The sequence below is a fragment of the Bacillus sp. T33-2 genome (assembly GCF_002860205.1).
Classification (GTDB): domain Bacteria; phylum Bacillota; class Bacilli; order Bacillales; family Cytobacillaceae; genus T33-2.
Window position 1 is genome coordinate 65,031 of record NZ_PGVB01000017.1, and the last position, 16,314, is coordinate 81,344.

Annotated in this window: 16 protein-coding genes and 1 riboswitch; of the genes, 6 read left to right on the top strand and 10 right to left on the bottom strand. The window is 37.0% G+C overall.

The features are described from left to right. Window positions 1-46 precede the first annotated feature (46 nt). Complete coding sequence (fmdA, locus tag CVD19_RS13600) at window positions 47-1,228, top strand: formamidase (RefSeq protein WP_101582393.1); 1,182 nt, start codon at window positions 47-49, stop codon at window positions 1,226-1,228. 205 nt (window positions 1,229-1,433) lie between these two features. On the opposite strand, the gene CVD19_RS13605 is transcribed toward fmdA, so the two are convergent. Then, on the bottom strand, window positions 1,434-1,706 hold the full coding sequence (locus CVD19_RS13605; protein ID WP_180953621.1) for a hypothetical protein: 273 nt from the start codon (window positions 1,704-1,706) through the stop codon (window positions 1,434-1,436). Window positions 1,707-1,899: 193 nt separating this feature from the next. Beyond that, window positions 1,900-2,010: riboswitch (TPP riboswitch) on the top strand. Between the two features lie 86 nt (window positions 2,011-2,096). Between CVD19_RS13605 and CVD19_RS13610 the strand changes: the two genes are divergently transcribed. The 4 genes from CVD19_RS13610 to CVD19_RS13625 are packed head-to-tail and all read left to right on the top strand — an operon-like array spanning window position 2,097 to window position 5,705. Next, window positions 2,097-2,693, top strand: coding sequence for a YkoF family thiamine/hydroxymethylpyrimidine-binding protein (locus CVD19_RS13610; protein ID WP_101582394.1), 597 nt, complete (start codon window positions 2,097-2,099; stop codon window positions 2,691-2,693). A gap of 21 nt (window positions 2,694-2,714) precedes the next feature. Further along, on the top strand, window positions 2,715-3,293 hold the full coding sequence (locus CVD19_RS13615; protein WP_101582395.1) for an ECF transporter S component: 579 nt from the start codon (window positions 2,715-2,717) through the stop codon (window positions 3,291-3,293). Further along, window positions 3,290-4,954: an ABC transporter ATP-binding protein gene (locus tag CVD19_RS13620; protein ID WP_101582396.1), complete on the top strand. Its 1,665-nt coding sequence runs from the start codon at window positions 3,290-3,292 to the stop codon at window positions 4,952-4,954. Before CVD19_RS13615 ends, CVD19_RS13620 begins: the two co-directional genes overlap by 4 nt. A 7-nt stretch (window positions 4,955-4,961) precedes the next feature. Further along, a complete protein-coding gene (locus tag CVD19_RS13625) occupies window positions 4,962-5,705 on the top strand; it encodes an energy-coupling factor transporter transmembrane component T family protein (RefSeq protein WP_101582397.1) in 744 nt (247 codons plus the stop codon). A 562-nt stretch (window positions 5,706-6,267) separates the two neighbouring features. On the opposite strand, the gene CVD19_RS13630 is transcribed toward CVD19_RS13625, so the two are convergent. The 5 genes from CVD19_RS13630 to CVD19_RS13650 form a co-directional block, all read right to left on the bottom strand. Next, window positions 6,268-7,239: a DUF4885 family protein gene (locus tag CVD19_RS13630; protein WP_101582398.1), complete on the bottom strand. Its 972-nt coding sequence runs from the start codon at window positions 7,237-7,239 to the stop codon at window positions 6,268-6,270. A gap of 527 nt (window positions 7,240-7,766) precedes the next feature. Next, the gene (locus tag CVD19_RS13635; RefSeq protein WP_101582399.1) at window positions 7,767-8,399 is read right to left on the bottom strand and encodes a type 1 glutamine amidotransferase family protein; all 633 of its coding nucleotides are present in this window, start codon (window positions 8,397-8,399) and stop codon (window positions 7,767-7,769) included. Window positions 8,400-8,474: 75 nt separating this feature from the next. Further along, window positions 8,475-9,437, bottom strand: coding sequence for a helix-turn-helix transcriptional regulator (locus tag CVD19_RS13640; RefSeq protein ID WP_101582400.1), 963 nt, complete (start codon window positions 9,435-9,437; stop codon window positions 8,475-8,477). A 278-nt stretch (window positions 9,438-9,715) separates the two neighbouring features. Further along, window positions 9,716-10,558: a site-specific tyrosine recombinase/integron integrase gene (gene xerA / locus CVD19_RS13645; RefSeq protein ID WP_101582401.1), complete on the bottom strand. Its 843-nt coding sequence runs from the start codon at window positions 10,556-10,558 to the stop codon at window positions 9,716-9,718. Between the two features lie 464 nt (window positions 10,559-11,022). Further along, on the bottom strand, window positions 11,023-11,829 hold the full coding sequence (locus CVD19_RS13650; protein ID WP_101582402.1) for a cupin domain-containing protein: 807 nt from the start codon (window positions 11,827-11,829) through the stop codon (window positions 11,023-11,025). A gap of 204 nt (window positions 11,830-12,033) precedes the next feature. On the opposite strand from CVD19_RS13650, the gene CVD19_RS13655 reads away from it, so the two are divergent. Then, the gene (locus tag CVD19_RS13655) at window positions 12,034-12,933 is read left to right on the top strand and encodes a ferritin family protein (protein ID WP_101582403.1); all 900 of its coding nucleotides are present in this window, start codon (window positions 12,034-12,036) and stop codon (window positions 12,931-12,933) included. Window positions 12,934-13,600: 667 nt separating this feature from the next. On the opposite strand, the gene CVD19_RS13660 is transcribed toward CVD19_RS13655, so the two are convergent. The 4 genes from CVD19_RS13660 to CVD19_RS13675 all read right to left on the bottom strand — a co-directional run bounded on the left by CVD19_RS13660 (window position 13,601) and on the right by CVD19_RS13675 (window position 15,962). Further along, window positions 13,601-14,038, bottom strand: coding sequence for a hypothetical protein (locus tag CVD19_RS13660; RefSeq protein ID WP_257985137.1), 438 nt, complete (start codon window positions 14,036-14,038; stop codon window positions 13,601-13,603). Beyond that, on the bottom strand, window positions 13,992-14,468 hold the full coding sequence (locus tag CVD19_RS13665; RefSeq protein WP_101582405.1) for a MerR family transcriptional regulator: 477 nt from the start codon (window positions 14,466-14,468) through the stop codon (window positions 13,992-13,994). The genes CVD19_RS13660 and CVD19_RS13665 overlap by 47 nt, the downstream gene beginning before the upstream one ends. A gap of 354 nt (window positions 14,469-14,822) precedes the next feature. Continuing rightward, a complete protein-coding gene (locus CVD19_RS13670) occupies window positions 14,823-15,281 on the bottom strand; it encodes an ASCH domain-containing protein (RefSeq protein WP_101582406.1) in 459 nt (152 codons plus the stop codon). Window positions 15,282-15,557: 276 nt separating this feature from the next. Further along, window positions 15,558-15,962 (bottom strand): hypothetical protein, encoded by a 405-nt coding sequence (locus tag CVD19_RS13675; RefSeq protein ID WP_101582407.1) that lies wholly within the window; start codon window positions 15,960-15,962, stop codon window positions 15,558-15,560. Between the last annotated feature and the right edge of the window lie 352 nt (window positions 15,963-16,314).

Consider the following 16,314-nt stretch of genomic DNA (forward strand, 5'->3'; position numbering starts at 1 on the left):
CAAGTCTGCCCTATTAGACGACTAATTCATTTAGGAGATGATTTTTATGCCGAAAACAATGTTTCATGTAGACTTATCCAGAAGAATGGATGAACAAGCAGTAGCAGGACATAACAGATGGCATCCGGACATTCCTGCAGCGTTTTCCGTTAATCCTGGCACTTCGTTTCGCATGGAATGCCTGGATTGGACAGACGGCCAGATTCAAAACAACGACGATCCTTCAGATATAAAACATGTTAACTTAAAACGGGTTCACGTATTAAGTGGCCCTGTGTATGTAAACGGTGTGGAACCAGGAGATCTATTAGTTGTTGACATCTTGGATATCGGCGTGTTTCCAGAAGCTGAATGGGGGTTTAACGGGATTTTCGCAAGAGAAAATGGTGGAGGTTTCTTGACTGACCACTTCCCTGAAGCAGCAAAATCGATTTGGGATTTCCATGGTATCTATGCAACTTCCCGGCATATTCCAGGCGTGAAATTTCCGGGAATCATCCACCCGGGGCTAATCGGTGTGGCTCCTTCTCAAGAACTGCTTGATGAATGGAACAAACGGGAGCGTGAATTGGTAGAAACGGATCCGAACAGGGTCCCAGAACTCGCCACGCTGCCTGATCGGGACAGTGTGGTATTAGGCCAGGTAAAGGAAGCAGATTTTGACCGGATTGCAAGAGAAGGCGCCCGGACTGTTCCTCCAAGGGAAAACGGCGGAAACTGTGACATCAAAAACTTATCCAAAGGATCCCGCATCTATTTTCCAGTGTTTGTAGAAGGTGCAAAGCTGTCAGTCGGTGATCTGCACTTCTCCCAGGGAGATGGAGAAATCTCGTTCTGCGGCGGTATCGAAATACCGGGATGGATTGACCTGCACGTGGATGTCATTAAAGGCGGTATGGAAAAATACATGATTAAATCCAATCCAATGTTTAAACCAGGCCCAGTAGATCCGCAGTTCGGGGAATATCTTGTGTTTGAAGGGATTTCAGTAAATGAACTAGATGGCAAGCAGCACTACCTGGATGCTCATATCGCCTATCGCAGGGCATGCTTAAATGCCATTGAATTCATAAAAACATTGGGTTACACAGGAGAACAGGCTTATATGCTTTTAAGTACTGCCCCGGTCGAGGGCCATATAGGCGGAATCGTGGATATTCCAAACGCTTGCTGCACAGTAGCTATCCCGAAAGATATATTCGACAAGGATATTTTACCGAAAAAGTAGGATAAGAAGATGGGATACTATACTTTCAACTGTTTAAATTGCGGAGAATTTACAGAGTGGCATAAAAGCATTTTCGGACAAAAAGAGTACTCCCACTGCCCCGAGTGCCAATCTGAAAGCAAAAGAGTGTATAAAGCGCCGCTGACATTTAAAATGGACAGTCATCTTAAAAACAGAATTGAATCCGGAATGGAACCCCGTTACGTTAAAAAGGAAGACATGCCGGCAAAAAAAGTAAAACAATTTGCTGCCAAAAGCAGGCCTTGGCAAGCAGGGCATTAAGACAGGTAAAATCACATATAATCCCCAAAGATTTTTCAAAGATTAAAAGATATTGAAATTCGAACAATGCCATTGCTTTGGGACTAGTTGCAATAAATGGTTCACGTTCAAAGATAACAAAATAACCATTAAGACCGGCAACGAGGAAAATGAATTCTATAAATGCTCTGGGGATAAGTTTAAGTACTTTTGTCAATCTGCTTACCTCCTAACTCCACTTGCAATGGATTCTATACATTGATAATAAAGAGAAAGCCGGGTAACTCTTTTGAAATTATATTTTAACGAAAAAAGTTTTGTTCAGAAATATATGAAAATTTTGCTATATCCTTTACAAACCTTTGACCGACGTGTATGATGAACTCGAACAATGAAAAACTGCATATATCCTGTTGCACTAGGGGTGCCGAAATGGCTGAGATGAGAACGCTGAAGAGCGTTCCGATCCCTTATTACCCGATCTGGATAATACCAGCGTGGGGAAGTGCGGCTGTTTACGGGCGTTTGAATTTTCCGTACACTGCTGCATCTTCCAAAAAGATGCAGCTTTTTTATTGTAATAAATACATTTTAAAGGGAGTTTTTTATGTCAAATTCAGTTTGCGGTACAAGCAGGATTGTCGGTTTCAGGTTTTCTCTTTATCCGATGAGCGATCAATTCGTCGAGATCATCCAGTCCACATTGAAGGAAGTCGACAAAACAAAAGTATGGGTGCAGACAGATGATATTAGCACTTGCATCCGGGGGAAAATGGGGCATGTTTTTGATGTCGCGAAAGCGATGTATATTCACGCAGCGAAAACAGGAAAGCACGTTGTATTGAACGGAACTTTTTCAATCGGCTGCCCTGGCGACTCCGAGGGAGATACATATATGTCTGAGGACGACGTGCGCATTAATGAGCCGAGAGTTGCAAATCTTCAAATCGAAGCACCTACTCAATTCGCACTTTATCCAATGAATAAGGACAGCTACATGCAAATCATTGCTGGTGTCTGTGAAATCGCGAAAGAAAAAGGTACCTTCACGGGCGGCGTTCATTATGCTAGCCGGCTTGATGGTGATGCACACGATGTGTTCGAAACACTGGAAGAAGCTTTCCGCGTTTCGCAGGAACAAGTGAGTCATGTCACGATGACCGTTAATATTTCGGCGAATAGCCCTTCCAGGAAAAAAAACTAGAATCATAGGAGGACTTCAATCATGTTCAAATGGAATCTTCGCGAAATCGTCGTGATGTCAGCTCTATCCGTCGTTTTCGCAATCGTATATTTATTATTTTTCCAGGTTGGAAATGTCTTTGTTGGCTTGATGGGACCGATTGGCTATGAGCCTATTTTCGGTATTTGGTTTATCGTGTCGATCATTGCCGCCTACATTATTCGGAAACCGGGTGCTGCTTTATTAGCAGAAACGATCGCAGCATTTGTTGAAGTGTTAATCGGCAATGTGAACGGACCCCGTCTGATTTTGTCCGGAATGATCCAAGGACTCGGAGCAGAAGTTGTCTTTGCAGCAACAGGCTGGAAACGCTACTCTGTCTGGGTACTAATGGCTGCCGGAATGGGTTCATCTGTTTTCAGTTTCATCTGGGGTTATTATTTATCTGGATTTACTACACTTTCGTCGACTTACGTTTTCTGGATGTTTGTCATTCGATTGGCTTCGGGTGCAGTGCTGGCAGGCCTGCTTGGAAAATACATTAGTGATAACCTAGCAAAAACAGGTGTCCTCAATGGCATGGCACTTGGAAAAGAAATGAAACGGAATAAAGCAGCATGATCGTAGTCGAGAATTTTTCCTTCTCCTACAATGAAATGGAAGCTCAAGTACTGCACAACCTATCTTTTTCATTGAAAAAAGGAGAAACATTGCTTTTGCTCGGGCCAAGTGGTTCAGGGAAAAGTTCGCTCGCATTATGTCTAAACGGCTTATACCCTACAGCTATCGACGGATACACGGAAGGCTCTATTCATCTTTTCGGAAAAAAAATCGAGGATTATCTACCTGGTGAAGCAAGTAAACATATCGGGGTCGTGTTTCAAGACCCCGAAGCCCAATTCTGCATGCTGACCGTGGAAGATGAAATCGCCTTTGGCTTGGAAAACTTGAAAGTTTCTCCCGAAGAAATCGGCGAACGAATAGAATGGGTACTATCCCTTGTTGGACTTCAAGACTATATATGTGCAAGTATTGCTACGCTCTCAGGAGGAATGAAGCAAAAGCTTGCGCTTGCTTGCGTACTTGCCATGAAGCCAGACTTAATTATTTTGGATGAACCTACAGCACTGCTCGATCCGATTACGACGAAAGAATTTGCCCTTACGATGAAAAAACTGCAAGAGAAACTACAATTTTCACTCATCGTGATAGAACATAAATTGGATCACTGGATTTCGTTTTTGGATAGATGCCTCGTATTCACAGAAAACGGAGAGAGCATGTTCGACGGGATGATCAAGGATTGCTTCCGTTATTATCTTGAAGATCTGAAGGAACAAGGGATTTGGCTCCCAAAAACACTGCTATTAAGTGAACAGCTTGATTTAGTAGACGCAGTTCCTTTAACTGAAGATGAGTTGCTCCAAAAACTGCTTGATGAAGAATTTACTGCGGAAGATCTTCCTTTTTTTGCACGTAAAAAAGAATACTCTTTACCGGATCCAATCATGGAAACCCAAAGTCTCACTTATGGCAAAAAAGACAAAACCATTTTGAATAAGATTGATGTTCACATACCGAAATGTTCACTTACTGCCATCGTGGGTCCAAATGGGGCCGGGAAATCGACTTTGTCATACGCGCTTTCAGGTCTTGTAAAACCTAAAACCGGTGATGTTTTATATAAGGGCACATCTCTAACATCCATGTCAGATTTAGAAATTAGCAAAACAATCGGCTATGTTTTCCAAAATCCTGAACATCAATTCATCGCTGATACTGTGTATGAAGAAATTGCTTTTTCATTGAAAATACAAAAAATGAGTGACACTGAAATTAAGCCGATTGCGGAGCGAATTTTGACTGCATGCCGTCTTCGAAATTTAGCAAATCAGCATCCTTTTTCACTAAGCCAAGGACAAAAAAGACGGTTAAGTGTAGCGACAATGATGGTGGATAACCAACCAATTTTTATTTTAGATGAACCGACATATGGTCAGGATGCCAGAACAGCGGAAGAACTGATGAACATGGTGCGCAAACGACTCGCGGACGGCTTTTCCGCCTTGATGATTACGCACGACATGGAGCTTGTATCCTCATATGCGGATCATGTGATTATAATTGTTGGCGGAGAAGTTTTATATGAAGGAACGCCTCATCATTTATTTTCAGGGTCTGGCCAGCTGCTTGAATCAGCTCACCTTGAACTGCCACTGTCATATTCATTGCAGAAAAAGTTAACGTTGGGAGGTGAAACATCTGCAGCTTCATACACTTAATCCAAGCATGAAAGCTTTGACTGTGATTGTACTCGTCCTTCTATTATCAATCGTTTTTGACCCAGTCACACCCTTGCTTTTTTGGCTGTTGATTCTAATCGTAACTTTTAGATTTGGTAAAATTGAAATCCGTAAATGGTTGCTCATTTTCATTCCATTTTTAATCGTCGCACTCGGTTATGTATGGACTAGCGCGGTTTTTTCCGACCCTCCTGAGGGCACGGAACTCATTGTTTATCTCTCAGTTGGTTCAATTGAAATCACGAATTATGGAATTTCAACAGGGTTGGCGCTCGGACTGCGCGTACTTTGTTTCACGGGCTTGTCACTTATATTCATCTTGACGACAGATCCTGTAAAATTTATCTTAAGTCTCGTTCAACAATGTAAATTGCCTCCGAAACTTGCCTACGGATTACTTGCGGGCTACCGCTTTTTACCACTGTTGACGGAAGAAATCAGAATCATCCGCCACGCCCATAAAGTAAGAGGCGCTAATCGTGAAACAGGTATCAAAGGGAAATTACTTACTTTGAAAAGATATGCTATTCCCTTGCTTGCAAGTGCCATTCGCAAAGCTGAGCGCTCCGCCATTGCCATGGAATCTAAAGGATTCACAGGTGAGCGCGATCGAACATTTTACCATCGGTTAAAGATAAGATGGCGTGACTGGATCTTTTTCGGTATGATGTTCGGCTTATTTTGGGTCTGTGTGTTCATTTCTCAGATGTTAGGAACCTTTAGATGGTAAGGTAAAAAAGTCCCTTTATCATGCTTTTGCAGAGATATGGAAAGAGGGAAATAATATGTCTTAAGGGCGGTGCAGAGTTGGATTACGAAAGATCTCTACCGCAGCTTGATAAAACAGCAGAGCGATATAAAGTTAACACTCAGAAAGATTAAAATATTGCCCTACTTGCCAACCCTATGATGGCGGTGACTATATCTGGATGATGGGTAAAGAAACCACCATAGATGAAATATTAGCGGATGTTGGATGTCCAGATAAATTCCGTAGCCAATGTGTTTACCAATAGGTATCGTCAAAAAGTGCGGATTTACAAAGTTAAGGATTTTGAAAGATAAAAAAGCCTAATCCCTCCGTATTTCTACCGAGGAATTAGACTAATGATCTTCCACAATCGCGCCCTTTAATTGAACAAGGTTTAAAAGGAAAAAATGAATACCTTATACAAAACTAGTTAACATAAGGCCACATTCTAGGCACAAAGTAAATAAGTTCCCATTATTTAACAGGGTACTTTTATTATCTCTAAGTAAGCACTATTTTTTATTTTTTTGTAGGCTATGAATTAAAGTGTCTTACTATAGTTTATGGATTGTCCGATGTCTTTGAGTTGGTTATCTTCATAAAGGATAGAAAGAGTTAAATCAGGAATGGAATCAAAGCCATTTTTCGCTAGTTCATGGAGAATGGGGCCATAATAGCCAATTGCTGCTCCGACATGATCCTTTGTATATGGATTTTGATCAAGCTTTTCCTTATAAATATTGAAAATATCAGTCCCATCTTCTGTAATAAACTTACCATTTACAATTTCTAAATCTTTCAAATTATATCCTGTGATTGTTTTTATTTGATTAACAAGATGGAACTTATCTAGTTTTGCATTTGAAAATTGAGTCGAATCGTCAGATCTACTTTTCATTATATGGAAAAATAATTCTCTTGAATTATTGTCTGCATTTAATAAGCTTTCTAATTGGTTTATAAGAGCTTCATCTTTTGATCCACTAAATATTAATTTGAAATTATTAGGGTCAATTGTTAATGTTAAACTTGTACCATTAGGAAGTGTTACTCCATTTTTAGAGAATAATGAATGCAATTGTTCATTAACCTTCTGCCGATTAAATGCTTTTCGTTCTATACTTTCTTGCTCGGGATTGTATGCCTTTTTATTACGAAAGGCAGCATCATTAAAACTATAATACCCCCCTGTTCCACTGTTTGCCCAACTTATTTCCATACTGTAAGCAGCATCTCTTTCACTTTTTGTTAGATCACTTCTGAAGTAAGAAGAATATGGGTTTCTATACTTATCAAATATATGGCCTTGAGGATCTTTAAATTGTTTATTTTGTTCGTTGATTTTTTGGTATTTTTCATCTAGTATTTTCATCATTTTATCTGATTCGCTTACAAAATCATTTGTACTTTGAATAACCGTTTGATCTTTATCTTTAGTAATTGTTTTATCCTGAATTATTCGTTGATTTGGAGTAGTTAAAACGACTGATGTATATGTTGTATTAATATTCATTTTGATTCTCCTTAAAAAGGATATTTTTTAAATTTACTCATTACTATATTAATCGGCATTAAAATTAAAGTTGTTTAGTTTTTGTACGGTGTAGTAATTATTAAAAGGAAGCTAAAATATGTTGAACAAGGTGTACGACAAGAAAATGCGGATTTACTACGTTAAAAAGATTACAATATTAAAAAGCCTAATTTCTTAGCATTAAAACAAGAAATTAGGCTTTTTCATTGCTCTATTAAATGGCCCTTAACAAAAAGAAAGAGCGTAATTCTTGCTGCAGAATTGCGCCCGATTCTTGAAGATCGTTCCATCATTATTACAAAATTACAAGAAAAAAGCCACCGTTGTTCAATAATAAGACTAAAAAGAGATTTAGTTACTAGTTCTATTTACAACAACTTCAGGAGTGCTTTGTAAGTTTTTTTATAAACATTTTTAGGTTATGTACAAAAAACATACTTTGACATCGTCTAAAGCATGGAAATTATTTGAACTAATATAAAACTGCTATGTTGGTTTTTTTTAGCTCATCTATTTATTGAATTCATTAATTGGAAGAAGTATTCTGGCTTATGAGTTTTATTTAGGTAATACCATGAATGTAATGTATCAGTTGCAAATACATCTAATTTTTTTAGTACTTCCATCGCGAATTCCAGAGGAGCTACTCCTGATGCAGTAACCAAATTCTCATCAGATACAGCAGGTCCCATCTCATAAAATTTTTCTCCTTGATAATTAGGACAGACCATTTTAATATACTCTAAGTCATTGCTTGTATGTTTTCTAGAATCTAGGTATCCAATATTCGCTAGCCCCTCAGTTGCACCACAAATTGCAGCAACAATAGTGCCTAGCTTTAAAGCTTGGCCAATTTTTTTCAAGATAGGTTGATGAATATCTTCTCCCCATGTATTCCCTCCAGGTAAAACTAAAAGATCTTTACTCTCAAGAGTACACTCATCAAGGGAAATATCTGGTTTTATGCTCAGTCCCCCCATCGTAGTAATCATTTCTTTATTAGCTCCTACTGTAACTACTTTTAAAGGTGCTAAATCTTTTTTGAAATATCTTCCTGAGTTTAGTTCAGCAATTAAATATCCATATTCCCAGTCTGACATTGTATTAAATACATAAAGATAAACTTGTTTTGTTTGCATCCAATAACACTCCAATCACAATTGATATAGCCTATTATAATATAACTTCCCTGACAGCTAACGTCAGGGAAGTTATCATGCTTGATGAAATTTTATTAATTCCGACAGAACTTCAATAAGTCTTTTCTTTAGACTTATTGGCTCAATAACTTGAATAGATTTACCGTACGGTAAAAGTAAATAAGGTACATATGTATGTATCATATCTTTTTCAAGAAGAAATACTGCTTGATTTGAAGTCCGTTCTTGTAAATAATGTCCTAAAAACCAATGTTGGCAAATATCCCCCAACGTCCTTTTATTCCCATTAATAACTAAAGAAATAATCCCTTCCTTATCTTTTATAGTTGGAAGGAGGTTTTTCATAAAAAAGTCACGTGCTGAAAAATTTTCTGGCCGGTTAAACTTATTTTCGGTTAGCATTAGACTTTCAATTCGATCTACTCTAAAACTTCGGATATCATTCCTAAGATGACAAAATCCAATAACATACCACTTAATATTCCAATAAATAATTCTGTACGGATCGACCAATCTATACTTTGATTGCTCTTCGCCACTTTTATGGTATAGAATTTTTACAGAGTACCCGTCAGCTACGGACTGCTCTAGCTCCTTCAAGAAAGGTTCTATAGAGAGGGAACTTAATCGACTTATTACTTCAAGACTGGTTAAATGTTGGTTTATCTTTGTTTCCTGCTCTTGATTTGAATATTTGCTTAGTTTTGAAATAGCCCTATTTAGTGCTTCACCTCCATAATATCCGGCTTCTTCTGCAAAAATAGCAGCGTGAAATAGTGATGTTTGCTCCTCAAAATCAAAAAAAAGAGGAGCTTCAATAAAATTGTTCAATAAAGTGTATCCACCGTTATGTCCTGTGTCTGAAATTATAGGTACACCACTTGTTGAAAGTGTATCAATATAACGATACACAGTCCTTATATTCATCTCTAACTTTTCTGAAATTTGTTTTGCAGTAATTTTTTCACCTGAACTAAGCATCCATAGAATTGCTAGTATATTGTCAATTTTAGGCATATAAATCCACCTTTATATGGAATTTATTATCTATTATATAAGTTTATTTTCCTTATTTAGTAATAAGTAAATTTTACTGTACTTATCATTTAAATTTAACTTATTTCCTTGAATTTGACTATTCTGTCTTGTTAGTTTAAGCATAATTCTTCACAATCTATTCCCGATTTTTAGTATAATCCATCAACTGCGTTATTCCACAATCTGGCCCGATTCAAAAAGACACGCATTTATCTATGCGTGCGTCGATTTCGATTAAATATTATTTTTAGTAGCTTTCAAAAATATTTACTATAAAAATCATGTCTCAACTTTCCGCTAAGCTGCGCATATATTTTTGTAGTCTCACTCTTCTCATGACCAAGTAAGCTTTGGATTACTTCAAGAGGTGCTCCATTGTTGATCATGTGAGTCGCATAACTATGTCGTAATTGATGCGGATGAATACTCTTTTTTATTCCCGCACGACTTGATATGCGCTTGATGATATACCTTATAAGGTCGATACTCATACGTCTTTTAGGTTTTCTTTCGGTGATAAAAAGGCATGGATCCTCATCATCTCGTTCGTCTAAGTATCTATTTAACCACATTGAGCAGCGAGTATTAAAGTACACTTCTCTTTCCTTATCGCCTTTTCCATGCACAATAACAGAATTTGTAGAGAAGTTGATATCATCACGGTTGAGTTTTACGACTTCTCCAATACGACAACCGGTAGAATAAATAAACTCAAATAATGCATTTTCCAGAGAGGTTTGGCACGCTTCCCTGAGATGTTCTATTTCAAGTTCTGAAAGGAATTTTGGGATTCTTTTACCCAACTTTGGTTCCTTTAGTTTAGTAGCTGGTCTCTTGGAAATGAATCCTTCATCATATGTCCATTTGAGAAGTGATCGAATACAACGAACTCGATGCCCTAGACTGGACGGTTTTAAATGTTCTCCCACTTCAATTAAGTAGCTTTTGAGTTTCTCTGTTGTAAGTTCACTCATATCAATATCGCCAAAAAATCTTAATAACAGGTTATATTGAAAGCAATAAGTTTTCAATGTGAGAGCAGAATATCCCTCAATCTTCTTATCCAGTTGATACTTCTCCCATGCTTCAGATAATAACATTCCACTTCACTCTCCTAGGTTTTGAAACATTTAATCTAGATTTCATTATGTTCAAAAAGAGTAAATTTCATAGTATTATTCAACAATCTAAGATTAACCATTTTCTAGAAACTCTCATAACCCTTGGGAGACATAAAAAAAGACGCTTTTGTTATTTCGGAAAAGCGCTCGTTTGCTGAAGATCACTAATTCACTTTTTTCTTGTACTGCGCAGTAAATGATTTATTTTGGTAGTTGTTCTTCTTAAACAAAAGCAACCATTGGATACAATAACTTCAACATAAAAATTTAAAAACCTTTTTTGAATAGCATTACCTTAAAGCTCAATAAGAAAAAAGCTTTTCTTATAAAATTTATGAATCGCTGAAGTACTCCTTAATTGTTAATCTAACGTTTTATGTTTTTTAATGTTGAAATAACTTGGGTTTGCCAAGAACTACTATTTACAAGCTATTACTCTATTTTTACATATTTTTGCTTTTCTGAAGAAGTTTAGATTCTCCTGTTCGTTCCCATTCTTCTACTGTTTCATATGCTCTTTCAGGAGAATAACCTTTTCCAACAAGAACTCCCATTAGAATAAATTCTTGTAGAATATGTGTAGCATTGATACCTCTTTTAACGTCCTCTAGCCCTTCATTAACTAAATATTCGGTGTGCTGTATCCACTCATCTGGTGTCTTACCGAAAACATCTGTATTACCATTTCCATGTCCTTCTTCCGCAGCCATTGCATCTGCTTTAGAAACATGGACAGTCCCAAATGGATGGTTAGGGGGAGCATATATCGAATAAAGTTTAAGTGGACTATTCCCTGTATTAATTAGATTATGCCATGTGCCAGCTGGTATAAATATTGCAGAATCATCATACACATTTCTCTTAAAGTTTAAATTATTTTTACTCTTTCCCATTTGAACAATCCCTTGTCCTTGTTCAATACGTAAGAATTGATCAACGTCAGGATGCATTTCCGAACCGATATCATCGCCAACATCAATACTCATTAAAGTAGTTTGTAAATGTGTTCCTGTCCATATAGCAGTGCGGTAAGTATTGTTTTGCTTTGTTGCTTCATTGATATTGATGACAAATGGTTTTGTTCCATAATCTTTTAATAAAATACTTCTATCACCATTAAAAGAGTGATAAGAGTAGAATCTGCTTTCGTTAGGAAACGTCCAGTAACGTGGTTGAATGTCATAGTTATACCTTGGTGTATTAACATAATAAGGATATTGATTTGGATACATATAAGGATTATTGTACATTTTTACCTCAATCCCTTCACAGTTTATAAAATTATCCTATGCACTTGTTAAGAAAGTGTACTTTGAGATAAGAATTCTTATTTAATGATTTATCTTTCCCAATTGGTGAAAAGAGGTAAAAACAACAATACAAGAAATGAACTTGCACAGCTACCCAGACATAAAACATATGATAAGTTGATGGTTAACAAAAGGAGGACAAACATGTATTCAAATCATTCTGGTCCACAATATTATGATTATCGTATGCCAAATGACATTCAACTTGTTAATGATATTAAGAAAGCCATAAATGCAGAGTATAGTGCTGTTGCTTGTTATAAGAAGTTAGCCAATATGACAACTTCAGTGGATGAAAGGAACAGAATTCTTGAAATCCAAAAGGATGAAGTACGTCATCTTGAAGAATTCAGCAGAATTTATACAAACTTAACAGGAAATAAACCATCATATCAAGTCATTGAGAAATGTCCAGACAAGTATAAAGCAGGAATAGAATTTGCATTTAAAGATGAACAAGAAGCTGTAGATTTTTATTTAGATATAGCAGATAAAGCGAATGATCCAATTATTAAAGAAAGGTTTCGACGTGCAGCTGCAGACGAACAAAATCACGCTGTATGGTTCTTGTCTTTTTCAAAAAATCTAAGGCAAACAAACATCAATAGGCAAATCAATAATTACGGTGCTAAAGGGGCATTAAGTGTTTCAACATTAACTTTACCTCAAATGTTGACGTTTGCCCTTCAAGACGAATACCTAGCTCAAGCAAGATATGATAATATTTTAGGAAACTTTGGATATATACGTACATTTGCACAAATAAAAGAAGCTGAATTGAGGCATATAAATGCTTTATTACCACTTTTTGAACGTTATCAGGTACCGTTACCTGAAGATAAATCGCAATCATTTGTTACAACTCCAGAAAGTATTAAGGCTGCATATGCTGACGGCGTTCAAGGGGAAATAGACAATATTTCTATGTATGAAAGGTTTTTATCACTTAATATTCCTAATGATATTCGAACCGTTTTTTCTCAACTACGTAATGCCTCTTTAAATCATCTTTCAGCATTTGAAAGAGGTCTTGCAAGAATTTAAATAATTGAAATTCTGACAATACATTAGGATTTAAAAGGTATAGAAGGGGATTGTCCCTTTCTGCTTCTTCAACCTTATGCTTCATTAACGTAAAGTACATTCTTTAACAAAATGCCCTTGAAAATGAACATATTGTTGCGGAGTAATAGTCTACTACGTAATAAAAGATTCACTACACAATCTGGCCCTTAACAAAAAGAAAGAGCGTAATTCTTGCTGCAGAATTGCGCCCTTTAACGGAATAACCTGATATGGCCTCATGCTTAGGATTGATTAATTGTTCTTCTTCTATCGCCCCCGTTACTTTAAGTACATTACTTCACAATCTTTTTTACACCACAAAAAACTATCCCTTAAATGTGTGGTCTATGCAAAAAGACGACTTCTTATTAATAACGAGCTCCAAGGGTTCGCCACCTTTCGAATGGCTCCCAATAGCACAAAGGGACACGCCCCCTGACCTCATGGCTGTCATGGATGTGTATCCCACCTTGGTTAATTTCACTGCTCTAATATTCGATAACAGCACGACTTTGAATGTACAACTTTGATCATAAACATATTTAATCAAGAAAGGCCAATGATTGTTTACTATATAGCTTTGATAGAGTCTACAAGTTGGAAGAAAATTCAGAAATCTAAGTTACTGTAGCTGCTAACCACCTGTTTATTTTTTATTCATAGTTGTGCCCAATATAATCAAGGCAACATAGATTACGATGGCAATAGAATCTACAATCGTATCCGTAAGAGCTGAAACGTCAAGTAATGCAGTTACGCCAAGAATGACAATCAGTCGGACGATCAGGATCGCCGCGATTATCCAAGCGGCAATACGGATTTTTAATTGCTCACTTTGGAATGACATGTAAATGAATGCAATGCCGAAGACCAGATTTTCCGCCGTTATAATGTGCCAAACATACGTGAATACCGTCCGGGTATCCATGGGCATCGCCTTAATGTCGAGTGTCGGCAGCACAACGGATTGCCCATTCCAAGCATGCGTAACGGCAAACAGAATCGCAAGAACCCCTACAATCAGATAATAATAATTCCTAACCTTGATGACGATCACAACCCTCCTTAGAAATTTCCGGTTCATTCTCTCGGATATCCTTGTAAAGCTCGCGGACGAATTCTGCCAATCGTTGGTCGCTTTCTTTATTAAAGTCCCTTAACGTTTCGGCTGCCATATTGAGCAGCTGGCTGACCTTTTCCAGATGGGTAATCTTCATCCGCGTTTCTGCGTTTTTAGCATCGAGGAACGAAGCAACATCTTCACAGTAAGTGGAATCAATATTTTCCATCTTGCGGATACCAATAAATTTCTCCTTGATTTCGTCAAGAGAAAAGTCCGCATACTGCATGATTTGAATATTCATCAAGTCTATGAGGTCATCCCTCGAATACTTGCGGTACCGATTGTCATCCCGAGAAGGCGAGATGATCCCAATCCGGTCATAATACCGAAGTGTATCCTTGGGTATCCCAAGTTTTCGTGAAACCTCTTGTATAGAATAAAGTTTTTCCATGAACCCAGAATATCATTGGAGTTTACTCCAATGTCAAGTTGTATTTATAATTTTTCCTCAATATGACTTGAAATAAAATTTGTGGTCAAATTAACTACAAAAACCGGTATTTAACGAAGAAAAGATTGATAAAAGTGGATTCTTTTCCACTGGGTTAAAGTATGGTTTTTATAAAAAGTTCAATCATTTTCTATCTGTATTATTCAATAATCTGGCACGATACAGGAAAAGGCGCGTTACTCAATAAACGCGCCCTTTAATGGAATAACCTGATATGGCCTCATGCTTAGGATCGATTAATTGTTCTTCTTCTATCGCACCCTATAGTTTAAGAACAATTCTTCACAATCTTGATCACTTTTTATAAATCAGCCGAAATCTTTCACATACAACTGGAATATTATAATGAAACTCCTGATTAATATCATTTAATTCCTTTTTGAAAAAAGACTCGTGAACGTCTCGCCAATACCTTAACGTACGGTCTCCTTCTCCTTCCTGATATGCATGTTCAGAAGTGACTTCATCAAAAGGGACAACTTGAACGGATGTTGTTTCAACGATTGCGACAGCCTTTCCTTCCCCAGTGAGTATTATATTGTGGAGACCAACAGATGGTAGTGGCTCTTTTTCTAATTCATACAACATGAAATTAGAAGTTGTCGCTGTTTTAGTTCCTTCTAATACTAATTTTGCAAGTTCATCAGCCATTTCCTTTGTTCCGCCAAATGCCCATACCACATAATCTTTTGGTGCATCTGGGTTTACTTTTTGATATTCGTGCCATAACTGATTAGCGGAATCATTCTCCATATTAAAAGCCTACTTTCGATTTATGCTAAAAAATATATCATCAATATTGTATCATTTGAGATGAGTTTATGGATTTCATTTCTTTACCTATCCTGCCCGTTTGTACAATAACGACAACAAAAAAGGGCCTAATCCTTTTTGGATCAAAGCTCCCAATAGTTTAAGTACAATGTTTCACAAACTGTTATTGTAAATCCATATTATTAACGCTCTGTCTAACTTAATTATTGATTTTCGTCAGATTAATGATTGTATCTGAAATTATTTAGATTACACTTATTCAACAGGGTCACCACCAAAACTAGATGTAAATTCCATAGTTGCCATATCGCTCGCTATCCGTCTGAATTCATCTGGTTCTACCCATTCTTCTTCTTTAAACTCGTTGAGAGGAACAAGTTCCAACTGCGTATCTGAATACTCCAAATTTACCTGTTCGATAATCTTAGCATATTGCTTGTAGTAATCTTCTTTTTGTTCTTGAGTCAATTTTAAAACAGGTTTTGAAACCATTTCTTTGCCAGAGTCAGCTAAAGGCTGAACTTTTCCTTCTTGTATGTTAGTTGCATCTTCCGTTTTCACTTCTTTTACGTTAACTTGTTCTTCTGTTTGCTCATTTGCACTACACCCAGCTAACACAATAATTCCAAGTAAAATCCCTGAATATAGATATTTTTTCAACATTGCCCCCCCTTTATAAGGATATTTTACCATAAATATCTAATTAGTTGTTAAACTGTTCTGCACGTTAGTTTAAGTGAAAATCATCACAATCACTTTACCTATAATAATTTTTATTGGAGTATGTTGTTCCATTAAATGGCCCGTTTGCTGAAATTGATCTTATTGAAAATCAATTAACATTTTGATTCCAAAAACTACGGTTTTTCATCTTTGATCATCCAGAAGGTATGAAGTGTTAAACAGTCTGTCATTCAGTGATACACTTTTTGTCATTCAGTGGTAAAAACTATGTCAATGATGGTACATTTCATTGGCTGTAATCACAAGGTCTATGAAAGTTGTCAAGTAA

Coding starts and splice junctions, on each gene's coding strand:
- fmdA (WP_101582393.1), top strand. CDS start 47: ATGCCGAAAACAATGTTTCATGTAGACTTATCCAGAAGAATGGATGAA.
- CVD19_RS13610 (WP_101582394.1), top strand. CDS start 2,097: ATGTCAAATTCAGTTTGCGGTACAAGCAGGATTGTCGGTTTCAGGTTT.
- CVD19_RS13640 (WP_101582400.1), bottom strand. CDS start 9,437: ATGCCTAAAATTGACAATATACTAGCAATTCTATGGATGCTTAGTTCA.
- CVD19_RS13660 (WP_257985137.1), bottom strand. CDS start 14,038: ATGAACCGGAAATTTCTAAGGAGGGTTGTGATCGTCATCAAGGTTAGG.
- xerA (WP_101582401.1), bottom strand. CDS start 10,558: ATGTTATTATCTGAAGCATGGGAGAAGTATCAACTGGATAAGAAGATT.
- CVD19_RS13630 (WP_101582398.1), bottom strand. CDS start 7,239: ATGAATATTAATACAACATATACATCAGTCGTTTTAACTACTCCAAAT.
- CVD19_RS13615 (WP_101582395.1), top strand. CDS start 2,715: ATGTTCAAATGGAATCTTCGCGAAATCGTCGTGATGTCAGCTCTATCC.
- CVD19_RS13655 (WP_101582403.1), top strand. CDS start 12,034: ATGTATTCAAATCATTCTGGTCCACAATATTATGATTATCGTATGCCA.
- CVD19_RS13665 (WP_101582405.1), bottom strand. CDS start 14,468: ATGGAAAAACTTTATTCTATACAAGAGGTTTCACGAAAACTTGGGATA.
- CVD19_RS13620 (WP_101582396.1), top strand. CDS start 3,290: ATGATCGTAGTCGAGAATTTTTCCTTCTCCTACAATGAAATGGAAGCT.
- CVD19_RS13625 (WP_101582397.1), top strand. CDS start 4,962: ATGAAAGCTTTGACTGTGATTGTACTCGTCCTTCTATTATCAATCGTT.
- CVD19_RS13650 (WP_101582402.1), bottom strand. CDS start 11,829: ATGTACAATAATCCTTATATGTATCCAAATCAATATCCTTATTATGTT.
- CVD19_RS13635 (WP_101582399.1), bottom strand. CDS start 8,399: ATGCAAACAAAACAAGTTTATCTTTATGTATTTAATACAATGTCAGAC.
- CVD19_RS13670 (WP_101582406.1), bottom strand. CDS start 15,281: ATGGAGAATGATTCCGCTAATCAGTTATGGCACGAATATCAAAAAGTA.